Source organism: Micromonospora arborensis (assembly GCF_003205615.1).
Lineage (GTDB): Bacteria > Actinomycetota > Actinomycetes > Mycobacteriales > Micromonosporaceae > Micromonospora > Micromonospora arborensis.
In genome coordinates this window covers 66,638-79,166 of sequence record NZ_PYBV01000023.1, presented here as the reverse complement: position 1 = coordinate 79,166, position 12,529 = coordinate 66,638, and the positions used below count along the sequence as shown (strand labels likewise).

At 64.2% G+C, this 12,529-nt stretch carries 10 protein-coding genes; 3 read left to right on the top strand and 7 right to left on the bottom strand.

Annotation, left to right across the window (positions count from 1 at the left end; genetic code table 11):
* Window positions 1-614: 614 nt before the first annotated feature.
* The 7 genes from C7C45_RS33660 to C7C45_RS19260 all read right to left on the bottom strand — a co-directional run bounded on the left by C7C45_RS33660 (window position 615) and on the right by C7C45_RS19260 (window position 9,907).
* Entirely contained in the window at window positions 615-1,652 is a 1,038-nt protein-coding gene (locus C7C45_RS33660) for a hypothetical protein (protein WP_146247349.1), read from the bottom strand.
* Between the two features lie 464 nt (window positions 1,653-2,116).
* Window positions 2,117-2,779 carry an HAD family hydrolase gene (locus C7C45_RS19285; RefSeq protein ID WP_110565075.1) on the bottom strand — a complete coding sequence of 221 codons (663 nt, stop codon included), beginning with the start codon at window positions 2,777-2,779 and terminating at the stop codon, window positions 2,117-2,119.
* Between the two features lie 368 nt (window positions 2,780-3,147).
* Complete coding sequence (locus tag C7C45_RS19280) at window positions 3,148-4,527, bottom strand: IS110 family RNA-guided transposase (protein WP_244200445.1); 1,380 nt, start codon at window positions 4,525-4,527, stop codon at window positions 3,148-3,150.
* A 561-nt stretch (window positions 4,528-5,088) separates the two neighbouring features.
* Complete coding sequence (locus C7C45_RS19275; protein ID WP_146247348.1) at window positions 5,089-7,290, bottom strand: pentapeptide repeat-containing protein; 2,202 nt, start codon at window positions 7,288-7,290, stop codon at window positions 5,089-5,091.
* 304 nt (window positions 7,291-7,594) lie between these two features.
* Entirely contained in the window at window positions 7,595-7,972 is a 378-nt protein-coding gene (locus tag C7C45_RS33655; protein ID WP_146247347.1) for a hypothetical protein, read from the bottom strand.
* 64 nt (window positions 7,973-8,036) lie between these two features.
* Window positions 8,037-8,582, bottom strand: a complete 546-nt coding sequence (locus tag C7C45_RS19265; RefSeq protein WP_110565072.1) for a GNAT family N-acetyltransferase — start codon at window positions 8,580-8,582, stop codon at window positions 8,037-8,039.
* Between the two features lie 14 nt (window positions 8,583-8,596).
* Window positions 8,597-9,907 (bottom strand): NsdA family TPR-like regulatory protein, encoded by a 1,311-nt coding sequence (locus tag C7C45_RS19260; RefSeq protein ID WP_110565071.1) that lies wholly within the window; start codon window positions 9,905-9,907, stop codon window positions 8,597-8,599.
* A gap of 938 nt (window positions 9,908-10,845) precedes the next feature.
* On the opposite strand from C7C45_RS19260, the gene C7C45_RS19250 reads away from it, so the two are divergent.
* The 3 genes from C7C45_RS19250 to C7C45_RS19240 all read left to right on the top strand — a co-directional run bounded on the left by C7C45_RS19250 (window position 10,846) and on the right by C7C45_RS19240 (window position 12,459).
* Complete coding sequence (locus tag C7C45_RS19250) at window positions 10,846-11,148, top strand: DivIVA domain-containing protein (protein ID WP_110565070.1); 303 nt, start codon at window positions 10,846-10,848, stop codon at window positions 11,146-11,148.
* A gap of 37 nt (window positions 11,149-11,185) precedes the next feature.
* Window positions 11,186-11,917 carry a GntR family transcriptional regulator gene (locus C7C45_RS19245; RefSeq protein ID WP_110565069.1) on the top strand — a complete coding sequence of 244 codons (732 nt, stop codon included), beginning with the start codon at window positions 11,186-11,188 and terminating at the stop codon, window positions 11,915-11,917.
* A gap of 113 nt (window positions 11,918-12,030) precedes the next feature.
* Entirely contained in the window at window positions 12,031-12,459 is a 429-nt protein-coding gene (locus tag C7C45_RS19240; protein ID WP_208641220.1) for a hypothetical protein, read from the top strand.
* Window positions 12,460-12,529 lie beyond the last annotated feature (70 nt).

The following is a 12,529-nucleotide window of genomic DNA, read 5'->3' as shown; positions in this document are numbered from 1 at the left end:
GCTTGCGCTTGGGCACGTCGACACCACCGGCGGCGCGCAGAGTATCTCCACCTCGGCGCATTAGTTCGTCCGAGGCTCACGCGCCTCTATGCTGCCTCCGACCGCAGAAACGCCGTCCGTGGACGGTCTCGACGGGCCGGAGGACGACCTGTGAGCTGCGGTGGCACGCTCCCACGGGAAAGGGACGACCCCCGTCGGGGGGAAAGTGACCTGACGTAGTAGCGAATGTGATCAAGTGCCGTACCGCGTGGTCAGACATACCGGTAGTGCTGTCGAGCATGATCGGGAGTCGCCACGTGGTACGGCGTTCGCTGACGATCCGCTGACTTTCGGATGACGCGCTGCGGGTGCCCGAGGACGGCCGGAGGCCGCCCGCAGGGCAGTCCGCAAGCGCCACATTCCGGACCCCTGCTTTGCAAAGATCAAGACTGCTGTCGTCCGGCGTCGGCTACTACGGCCGACGTGCTCATCCCGTCTGCTCGCGTCGGCTCATGACCAGGCCAGTCGGCCGGCTTGGCTGTACGGATGGCTGTACAGCCACCTCCTGATGCGTAACCTCAGCGGGGTTGTCCGGAACCGTTTGGCACGGGCTTCCCTCACTGGCCTGATGCCTGCTAGGTCCGAGCCTGCGTTCCGGTGTTGTTGCTGCCAACCGTCGCTGTCATCTCTTGTTGCTCGGCATCTAGACCGTCGGCGCGGGGATTGGGCACCAGCCTGGCCTCGGCAGACTTTGGTCCGTAGTCAACGGGCTCTAGGAGAATGGTTCTCGGGATGCGAGCCTGAGAACCGATCACATACATCAATCCCAAGGTCAGCCAAATTACGGCAACCGGGCTCGCCGCTGATAGTAAGGATTCGCCACCGAAGACCTGTCGGGATCGGACCTCCTTCGCGAACTTCTCCTGTCCTTTCGCAGAGCTCAGATTGTGTTTCGATACATCAACTAGTGCCGGCTTCTTCGCTTTTTGCAGCTCCTCGAATAACTGGTACCCAAAAAACCCCGTTGCCAGAACCACTTGGACGCACGCGGCAATGAACACAATCCGAGTTGTGCGCCGACCCAGAATAAACTTCCTAAAGCGGCGGTGTCGGGATTGCTCGAGGAGAGCTTCAAAGGCGTGCGGTCCCAGTGAGACTCCACTTGATCGTCCTGCGAGTGATGCTCCCGGAATAGTGCCCGATACGATTGGCCTTTCGGTTCCCTGATGAATCAACTCGATTGTTCCGCCGTCCTTTGCATCCAGGAATTTGAAGTCAATGGAGACGACACGGCCATCTGACGTTAGGCTCGCCCGAAACTCGTTCTGTCGGCGACTACGCGTCAAAGTCTTGAGTTGAAGCACTTTCCCATTCTCGCCCACGTCGACTCGCAACGGATCTGTGTCCAGTATTTCGTTGCCCCTTACCGCATCCCCACGAGCGTTCCAAATCGCCAAGCGCGTACGACTGATGCTTGTCACCGGATATCCCTCGGACGTGACTACTAAACCTTCTCCGAGTACGCCGTGGTGTGGATCGATAAGGACGTCGTGATCGAGAACGTAACGCAACTCGGGCCTTTGACGGCCACGTCTAGCGAGAATGAAAGTGATCGGAATGCCAATGACAGAGACTGCAAGTCCTGCGATACCTAGAATGTCTCCGATACTCACTGCAGGTCCATTCTATGAAGATCAAGGTGAGGGCAGTAAAACCCTACTTGGCCCCTAGGCCGCAATGCTGAACCGACGCGCCGATCCTGCGACAACGCTCGATCTCGGCATTTCCGGACACAACGATCACTCGCGCCACGAGCAGGGCTCTCGTCCCGGCATGGTTTGTGACCGGCACCAAGAAAGGGGTTGGGGACGCCGCGATCATGGCGAGTCCTGCGGATCTCCTCGTCGGGCAGTTGTAGACCTACCAGCCTCCCTGGACGGGGACAAGGTGGAGCGCCCTACTGGACGAGTCTCAATGACAGTTGTCAAGCGCGGGCGCCGGCGCCGGGGGCGGCCTGGGGATTAGAAGAAGATCGCGGAGGGCTGGTCGAGTGACTGCGCACCTGGTCAGCCCGTCCCTCGTTGTCGGATGGCGTCGGCGTCAGCAGGTGGCCTTGGCTGTACGGATGGCTGTACAGCTACAGGCCGGAGTCCTCGCCTCGCAGCACTTGGACAGCGGCCACGACGTCCGTAACGGTGCGGTCGGGCGGGGTGAGTTCCGTTGGCCAGTCCTTCCCTCGGCTGACCCACAGGGTGGCAAGCCCTGCCGCGCGGCCACCCTCGACATCAAGCACAGGGCTGTCACCGATCGCCCAGCCCCCGCCCCGCAGATCGAGGCCGCACTCATGGGCCGCTGCCTCGAAGATCTCGCGTGCTGGCTTCCGGATGCCCAACTCCCCGGACACTGCCCAGGCATCGACGCACTGGTCCAGCCCGGTACGCCTGATTTTCCCTAGCTGGTTGTCGGCCTGGCCGTTGGTCACGATCGCGACCGTCCAGCCCTCGTCGCGCAGTAGTCTCAGCGACGCCCGCACTTCTTGAGGACATCTCACCAGTTCCGGCATCCGATGTCGGTACTGCCTCCATGCTTCATCCACCGAGGCTGCCAGGCCGAAACGCTCGGTCACCTCGCCGAAGAACCAGTCGCGGGGCACGGCCCCGTCCTGATCCGTAGCGATCAGCCAGGCCAACGCGTCGTCCGGCAGTTCGCGATCGGCGCAGAACTCGACCGCCCAACGTCGGAATGCCTCCGAACGGTCCACGAGCGTGTTGTCGAGATCGAAGAGCGCCAACCGCTGCATGGTCAACAACCGTACCGGGCGGGTAAAGCGGATCTCCTCGTCGGGCAGTCGTCAGACCGTCCAGGTCTCGGTAGTTGGTGATCGTGATCGTCACGGTCGGATTGTGCCTGGCTGTCGGCGGTTCACGCGCCCCTGCGGTTAGGGGTCTCCTCGGTCGGGCAGGCTCGCCCCTGCCCGAGGTTCTCGGTCGGGTCAAGGCTCGCCGGAGGCGACCGCGTAGCGGCTTGGCCTTGACCCGACCGGGGTTCTCGGGCAGCCCTGTGGATGCCCGACCGAGGAGAGCCCGGTTGGTGGTCTCCGAGGGAGGGTCGGGTGCGGGGCAGCGCCCCGCCGGCCAGGTCCGGCAGGTCGAACGTTTCATCGGTGAGTTAGACGGGCGCTGGTGGCGGTGGTTGGAGTTGGAAGCAGCGATTGTCGCGCAGCAGCGCCCACAGCACGTCGACGCGGCGACGGGCGAGGGCGATCAACGCCTGCTGGTGTTTGCGCCCCTCAGCGCGTTTGCGCTGGTAGTAGTCCCGGTTCGGGCCGTTCATCCGCAGCGTGCTCAGCGAGGACATGTAGAACACGTGGCGCAGCCGCCGGTTGTAACGCTGCGGCCGGCGTAGGTTGGCGACCCGCTTGCCAGAGTCACGGGCCACCGGCGCCAGGCCCGCGTAGGCGGCCAGGTGATCAGGGCTGGCGAAGGTCGACAGGTCCCCGACCGCGACGATGAACTCCGCCGCCGCCAACGCCCCCATGCCGGGCAGGCTGCGAATGATGCCGGCCTGCGGGTGAGTGCCAAACGCCTGTTCAATGGCCTTGTCGGTGTTCTTCATGCGCTGGTGCAGGTGCAGCAGATGACTGGCCAGCTCACCAGCGAGCGCAGCAGCGGTGTCCTGTCCCGGCAGGGTGAGATCCTGCTCAGCCGCGGCTGCCAACGCCTGATCGGCGACCCTGACGGCGTTCACCGCCCGATGCCGGCGCAGATGAGCGATGAGCTGGTCGCGACCAGCGGCGCGGATCTGCTCGGGCGTCTGATAGGCGCTGATCAGAATCAGCGTCGCGACGTTGGTGAAGGTCAACGCGCGTTCCAACACCGGGGAGATTCCGAGCATCAGGCGGCGCAGCCGATTCACGGTGCGGACCCAGTCCTCGACCAGGTCGGCGCGGTGCGCCACCAACAGCGCCAGCTTGGCGATCAGCTCCGTCGGTGTCTCCACCGGCAGAAAGTCACGCCGCATCCTGGCGGTGTTCGCGATGACCACCGCGTCACGGGCGTCGGTCTTGGCCTCGCCGGCGAACCCGGCAGCCATCGTCTTGACCGTGCGGCCTGGGATATACACCGTCTGCTGCCCGGCCAGCGCCAACATCGCCCGCAGCAGCGCGGTCTCGCAGCCGACCAGGTCGACCGCCCACACCACCTCGTCATCCGCGCCGACCCGCCCGATCAAGTCCGCGATCGCCTGCTGATCATTGGCCACCCGCGTCGACCACAGCACCCGCCCGGCCACGTCCACCGCCGCTGCGTGGTGAGCCTGCTTGCCCGCGTCCACGCCTATCCATACCTGCACCAAGCCGTCCTCCCGAAGCACCCAGATCCAGGTCACCTCGGACGACCCCGCCGGCAGTTCCTTAGCAAGCGACGACTCGCAGATCTCAATCAGCGGCCAAGGGCGCCCTGGGCTGGCTGGGCGGCCGCTCGTCCATAGCCACCTGACGGCAAACGACCTTGAGCCACACCCAACCAACCCGGCGGCCCGGAACACCATCCAGACAAAACAACCCTAAGGAACGACCTTGGCCCCGTCCGGGGAGGCTGGTAGCCCTTGTGGTGCCCGGCGAGGGGATCCGACCCGGCTGATCTCCGAGGAGGGTCGGGGTTCGGGGCGGAGCCCCGAGGTCCTAATGGTCCTGGTCGTTCTTCAACATGGCCGGCCGGCCCGGCCGATGCCGGCCGGACGTCGCCAGCAGGCCGGGGCCGGGCCGGCGCGGCCCGCTTTGCGGGCCGCCTTGATCCTGATGAGAACGTTTCGGCAGTCAGATCGCAGATCAACTGTCAAAGCGCATGTTGCCTGCTGAGGGCCTGGCCGACGGCCCATCCGACGATGAGGGTCGGTACAACCACGATCAGCGGCTGCAGCCAACCCAACAGCGAAGCTCCGATCCGCAGGTGCGCGTCGACCCACCATCAATAACACAAGGGTCGGCCACAATCAGGCTCGCGCCATCTGGGAGGGTGCCTGGGTCCCTCATGGCTGACTGCCGCTAAAGGCGGCTTAGATCGTCCCCGCGGAGGCCTTATCGGCGAGATAGCACCGCCTCCCCTGTGCTTACGTCGTTGGTGCTTGGTTGCCGACGTCTGAGGCTTCAGCCTCACCCTCGCTGCCGCTCGTTGAGCTCTCCACCCAGGAGGCTTGCCGCGACGCCTGGCTGGGCAATTGTGCAGTAGCGTCGAGGTAATAGTTCGCCGGAGGTGCCATGCTCACAGCTCTATCCAGGTCGCTCGAATCAACACGGCTATTCAGTACAAGGGCTTCCCGAACTACAACCCATGCATCTGGCCACTCAGAACCCAAGGCGGCGCCCCCGACCTGACAGTCGACAAATTCTGGAGGAACAGCAAAGCTGGCTCCATCAAACACCGTTTCGCCAGCGAAAATAACCTTGTGGCACCTGAATTCAGCCCGGAAAGCCGCCCGAGAAAAAGATGCAATATCCCTGAATTCTGTTGATGCGAAAAAGACTTGCCGCTGGAACCTTGCCCCCGTAAATTGGCAAAGCTCGTGGAAAACGACGCCGCCGAATGCAACGGACCCCTTGAACCTAGCGCCTCCAAAGCCCACATACTTGCCGAATTCACACTTGTCGAATCGTACATGCTTCAGGAAGATCGCCCGAGAGAACAAGGCGTTGCCGTAGAAACGAACATCGCAGAATCGTGTTCGCTGTTCAAACCTCGAATATCGAAAGTCTACCTCCTCATGAAAAGTGGCACCAATGAGGTCCAGGTTCTTGGCGAAGGTCGACTTTCGAAAGTTCGCCGGACCAAACACCTTCGTGGCACGGACATCAACCTTTGCCCAGAAGTCAGCACCATCGAAATGAGCATCGGACTCAAAGGTTGCATTTCGTAAGCAAGCTTCATCCCCGAATGTTGCGCGAGAGAATGCTGCAACTAGTGCGAAGGTGGAACGAGCAAAAACCGCCGGCCCTTCGAATACGGCATCCGAGAAGTACGTCCGCCTTCCGAATGAGACCCTGGCGAAGTTTGACCATTCGGCGAAATGGGCACGGTCGAAACCTATTGATTTGACCACGATAGCGTTCGAGAAGTCGGCACCGGCAGCGAATCGGACGTCACCGAAGTGCGCCCCTCCATTGAAGATTGCGCCCCTAAAGTCTGCGCGCGCGTTGAAGACCGCACCACCGAATCGAGCCTTTCCGGTAAACAAGACTCCACGCATGGCGATGTCGCCTTCGAACACCGCCTCCGTGAATTCCACGTCATCCTCGACGACCATCTTGCTACAGTCGGCGCCCTCTAAGAATACGGCTCTATCGAATCGGGCCTTTCGCACCTGACAGGCACTCAAATTGAACCCGCGCAGGGTCGCCTGCCGCAAGTCCAAATCAATGCCGGCCCAGAATTGCGGATTCGGCATAGCCTCTCCCGCCTCATCCTCCCACTGAGGTCGCAAGTGGTCGATCAGTATCCGCTGAGCGGTGAGCCTTACCTCCCGCTCAGCAGCGGCGTCTTGTCGCGAAGCCCTCTCGATCTCGGAAATCACCACCTCTCTCGAAATAGCTTCGCCGCCCCCCTGCACTTCCTCGCTTCGATCTTCGTAGACTCGCCCAGCCTGAGGCATCCGTATATAGGCGCAAATAACGTTGACGATCGTTTGGCGATGTATCGGGTTATCCTGGGCAACCCGCTCCAAGGAATAGAGGCCAGCAAGCCGGACTGGAGCCTTATCAGATCCGAGCTGATCGGCGGCCTTGACGTAGAGTTCCGTAACTCGTTTTTCACTCGCATCATACTCAACTGCCTGCTGCGTTCTCTCCGCAACCTGTTGCCTGCGAAACGCCAGCAGCAGGCCAAGAGCACCAACCGTGCCGGCTCCAACCGCAAGCCCCGTACGGGCCGCGTCTACACGAAGGCGTGCTAGGTCTACCGATGATCCGGATTTTGGAACGGCACTAAGTAGCAGCTCTAAAGCTATCCAGGTCACCGCAGCGAAGACGAGTATTGCAACTGGCAGAACCCAGGTCGGTATGGCTCGTAACGGCCGACTTGGCGCGGTAGGGGCAGAAGACCGGTCAACCGACTGTCTTGATCGAAGAACTAGCACGGCGGCAGCGATGGTGTAGGCAAGTCCGGCTACAGCGACAAATGCTGCCAGATGTACTAGGCCGACCCGCCCCTCTCTGAGGCTCGTCCACCAGACCGGAATCTTCGGCGCGGCCCAGATGCTTGCTGCCGCCACAAAAATCGCGCCCGCGACCTTCACATGCAGTCTCGTTCGTCGGTCCACGTGGACATAGTGGACCACATGTGCCACTCGTGCGCTGATGACTCGGTTTCCCTAGGCTGTCACCGCAACTCCAGGGTTCCTCGGAGATCAACCAAGCAGCACCTAGCGTGAACGCTGCCGTCCCGTCCTGCCGTCGGCCAGCCCGCCGGTGGGGCCGGCCGACGTCCAGCCGGCCATGGCTGTCCGCGCCATCCGCCGGACGATCGGTGCGGTCCCGGCCCTGGCCCAAACGCAGAGGAGCCGGGCTGTGCGCTTTCACGGAGGCGCGTGTGGCCCTCTTGTCGGGCGCCTTGGAAACGTAAAGTCATTCGGCGCGGTCGGCGCTACCGCACGCTTTCCGAAGTCGCTCGACCGCAACGAAAATGTGCTGTTCGGGACCAGGCCGGCTCGGCCGCCACTCAGCAAGTAGGGGGCGGACGGCACTGAACAGTTCGCCAAGTTCCTCCTTAGTGGTCGGATCGGGTACGGCGTCAAGCGCCGCGACTCCGGCCATGGTCGCCTGGTAACGGTGGGCGTTCGTCGGTGTGTCCTGCCACGCGGACGAGTCGCGCCACTCCTGCACGCGCTGGCGCACTTCGGCTGCAGCGGCTCGGATTACGGCCGCCTGCTGGCGAGGTGTGAGTTCGGCGCGAGCGCGGAAATGGTCGGCGGGTTCCTGCGGCGGCGTGTCGGCGTCGCGCATGGCGGCGATCGTACCGCCACCATGATCAGAACTGCTCGCGCTCGTACTGAACGACCAGGGCCACTCAACCGGCGGTGTCGTTCCACTCCGGGGCAAGGATCGAGTAGAGCTGGGAGTCACGCCAGGCACCGTTGGTGAAGACGTGATCGCGCAGCCGGCCTTCGTACTGCATCCCGAGCCGCTTGGCGACGCCGATGGAGGAAGCGTTGTCGGGGCCGATAGCTGCGGTGATGCGGTGAAGCTTCAGCTCTCGAAAGCCGTAGTCGATGATGGTTCGGGCTGCGTCGGTGGCGTAGCCGTGGCCCCAGTGTTCCGCTCCGATGGCGTAGCCGAGCTTGGCGGCCTGGTGCCCGGTGAGTCCGAGGCGGGCGAAGCCGATCATGCGATCGGAGGTGTTTGCGACCGCTAGGTAGTACTCGATGCGAGGGTCGATCTGCGCACGGCTTACAGCTCCCTCAACCATGGCGACAGTGGCGGCCTGGTCGCGGCTGTCGAACGAGAGCCACTGCGTCACCCGGTCGTCACCGACGATCGCCAAAGCGTCGGCCGCGTCATCGGGTCGCAGTTCGCGAAGAGTGATGACGCGGCCGGGGATGGTAATCGGGTACATGTGCTGATGGTGCCTTAGCGAGGAAGGGCGTTGGCAGGCGTGTGCGTGAAGTGCTCGATCCCATCGATGAGGTCACGGGCGTCATTGGCGTGGCCGGCCCGGGTAATGGCCTGGTGGACACGACGAACCGAGTGGATGACGCCGTTGATGCGCTGGTCGGCGGGAAGATCGAGCACGGGGGCGAGGGCATCAGCGGCGGCATCGAGCTCTCCGCTGGCGACGCGAGCAATGGCGAGGTTGGTGTGGGAGCCGGCCTGGTCGCCGAACGCCCACGCCGGGTCGTAGCGGTCGGAGTACGCCTGGACGGCACGCAGGGCGTAGCGCTCGGTGGAGTCGGCCTCGCCAGGCAGCCAGGCGAGGGCGTCGCTGGCGTAGTAGAGCGAGCGGGGCTGGTTGAAGGTGCAGATGCCGCCGATCTCGTCCATCTCGTCGGGGCGTACCCGTGACCAGGTGTCCTCAGCCTCGGTGATGGCGGCCTTGGCCTGTTCCGCGTTACCGAGCGCGGCGTAGGCGCGTGCGGCGCTGACGGGCAGCCAGACGGCCGAGGTTCCGCCCGCTTGGGTCGCGTACTCGCGTCCCGCCTCGGCGTAGCGGACCGCTTCGGCGTACCGGCCGGCCCAGTAGGCCACCAGCGATTGAAGTCCGCGGAGCCAGGCTTGCAGCCCGGGGTGGCCAGACTGGTCGGCACAGAGGACGGCGGTTCGCGCTTGCAGCATGGCGGAGTGCGGGTCGGCCATGTCGTGCGAGACCTTGGCGAGTAGGCCGCTGGTAATGCCAGCGAGGAAATGCAGGTCACGCGACTGGGTCGGCTGTTGGCGACGTTCGAGCAGCGTGAACAGGGTGTCCTGAGTTTCGGCCAGGTCCGGCAGGATCTGGCTGACCGGTCGCTGCGGGTAGGCGAGGGCGAGGCGCTGCACGTCCTCGGTGAGCTGGTCGATGGCTGCCGGGGAGGTGGCTTCGGCGGCGAGCATTGCGTACTGGCGGGCGCGTTGTGCGGCCATGGCGAGGAGGTTCCTTTCCGGGCCGGCGCCGGTGGGCTCGACGATGAGCTGTCGGGCCGGCGCAGGGGTCAACTGGTGGGATGCCCAGGGGCGCTGCAACTCATCGACAGGCTTGCCGAACATGGCCTGCAGAGCCCGCCGTGTAGCGGGGGTTGATGAGGCCAGGTCCCGTTCGCCACGAGCCAGCCGACCGAGGTGCCGCGCGCTGATCGCCGCGCGCGGGTCCATGCGGCTGAACTCGTCGGCCAGTTCCTCGTACGTACGGTCGCTGCACTGGATCAGGTACTCCAGGACCGTTCGGGGTTCGCGGCGATCTCGGGCCATCGTCGACGCCTTCCTGATGGGCTATCTCCACGCTCACTTACGTGAGGTCCTGAGCACAACGCAGGTCCTCATGGTGTCCGCCCGAGGTCCGTCAGAGGTGCTGTTTCGGTCCTCGATCGGTCTCCGCAACCGGGTGTTCTATCTCCACCATGGACGTCTCACCCACCGCAATTGTGCATGTACTGGTCGCTGAGATGCATGTGTCAAAATGGCACCGAACCGCTCGTGCCCGCGTCGATCCGGCTGCGGAGGTAGCCGGGGGCGGTATCCGGGTCCTCAAGTGCGTGGGCGAGGGGCGATCGGGTGGGGCGACGCACCACGCTTCACGGGCCGACGCTTCCTGCTCGGGTTGCGAGGGGCGTGGATGGAAGATGGCCAGCCCTCGGCGGTCGCTTCGCGCGCCGAGTGATCCGGACCGGCTGCAACGGCGGGACTGCCCTGACTGCGCCGGCACCGGCCGGCACCTGCGATCAGCGGCATTTGTCGTAGCGGTTGCGTCCTGAGCAGGGCACCGGAGCAGGTGCAGGCAGGCGATTCGCGGTGTCGGCCGTGGCCACAGCCCGCCTGCTTCGGTGCCCATCCACTAAGCGAGGGCGGGCGGTGATGTTTCCAAAGCCGGGCGACGTTCTGCACGTCGGCGAAGGTGCGTCGGTGCAGTTCAGCAGGGATCGCTCGCTGATCTTCCGAGTCATCAAAGTCTGCGACCGACCGACGTACGACGGCTGGGTCTGGCTGACCGGCTACTCACTCGACCGCGCGGGCAATGCCGTCGATCGGCGAGAGGTCTTCGTGCAGCGCGCCGGCTTGCGACTGATCACTCCGACTGCTGCTCCCGCCGCCGCGCGCGCACTCCCCGCTCCCCCCGGTCACGCCGGGCGGAGCGGGGCGAGGCGGAAGGCCGGCACGACAGTTTCAACTTCGAGGAGGTTGCGGTGACCATGCATTCGGTTGGCGTCTTCCGGGCAGCGTCACGCTTGGCCCGGCTTTGCCCGGAGCAGGTGAAGCGAATCCGGTTCCGTCGCACCAACTTCGGGCGACGCGGCTTGGCCGAGGAACAGGTCTATGGGTTTCTCCGTGCCGTCGTCGACGAGCTGACCGCGCGGGATGGCGTAGAAGCTGGCCTCCGAGCGGAGAATGCCCGCTTGAAGACCGCTCTGAGTCAGTGGCAGAGCAGCTTCGCCCCGAGGCCAACTCGGATGGCCAACGCGGGACGTTGGACAGAACCTGAGCAGCGCAGATAGCCTGTTGACAAGCTGAGTTGTCGTCTGGGGTGAAACGGTGCCGATCGAAGTTGCGCCGCCGAAGTACGTCGTGATCGTCAATGCGGTGCAGCAACGCATCCAGGACGGCACGTACCCGCCAGGCTCAATGCTGCCCAGCGAAACAGAGTTGGTCCGCGAGTTCGGTGCCTCTCGACCGGTCGTCGTGCGAGCCCTGGACCTACTGCGTCAAGACGGATGGATCGACAGCCGGCAGGGAAAAGGCCGATTCGTCCTCGGTCGACCCACTGGCGCCGACCAGCGACAGAGAGAGCGCCGCTATGCGGTTTTGGAAGACGATGAGCGTGTCGGCTCCACACTGCTCGCTGCGGGCGTGGTGCCTGCCCCTCCTCGTGCAGCTGTAGCCCTGGGCTTGGAGCCCGGCACGCCGGTCGTCGCGCGCCGCCGCGTGATTGCCATCGATGGTCTCGGCCCAGTTGAACTCGGCACGGCCTACCTGCGGCCCGAGCTGGCCGGCGGGACAGGGGTGGGCAGTGCCGACGTTCTTCCCGAAGGGTTGCTGCGGCACGTGGCGTCTCGCAAGCGCGTCCGCTTCGACCATGTCAGCGAGCGGATATCGGCCCGTCTTCCTGACGCCGAAGAAGCGCAGCTTTTGCAGGTCGGTGAGCACGACCCGGTGCTGACAGTGCTGCTGTCCGTCTGCGATCGGACAGGCAGGCCGCTACTGGCGGTGGATCTTCTCCTGCCGGCCCGTCGGCACGATCTCGAAGACGTGTACCCGCTCGACTAATCCAGGCAAATACTTCACTTGACAAGTCAAGTCAGCCGCGCCTACTTTTGATCCAACTTAACAAGTCAACTAGTTGAGTTGGCGATTCTGATGGAGGTTTCGAAGTGGTTCCGATGACGTTGAAGGTGCCGGTTCCGTCCGAGTACGTCTTCCCCGCCGGGGCGTTGTGCCTCGGTGTCTCGCCACAGATCGATTTTGAGCGGCGTGGTGAGGCGGATAACCAGGCGCGGGACAAGGAAACCGGGGAGCGGGTCTGGGTGGTGCGGGTGATGGACCTGGACCCGGAGGCCGGGAAGTTCGGCCGGTCGACTGAGGTGAAGGTGAAGGTGGTTGCGCCGCAGCAGCCGGTGCCACCGCCGTCGACAGTGCCGGGTTACCCGCCGGCTGTGGAGTTCGAAGGCTTGACCTTGACCCCGTATGTGGATTCGCAGCGGTGCAAGCCGGGCCGGTCTTCGGGTGACTGCCGCTCCCGCATGGCGTACTCGCTGCGGGCTGCGGCTATCCGTCCGGCCTCGGTGATGCCGGGTTCGGTGGCTGCCTGACCGGTCGCTGTTTGGCGCGCGGGGCGGGTCGTTTCCCCGCCAAGAGTCCCGGCCCGCTCCCGCGCTCTCC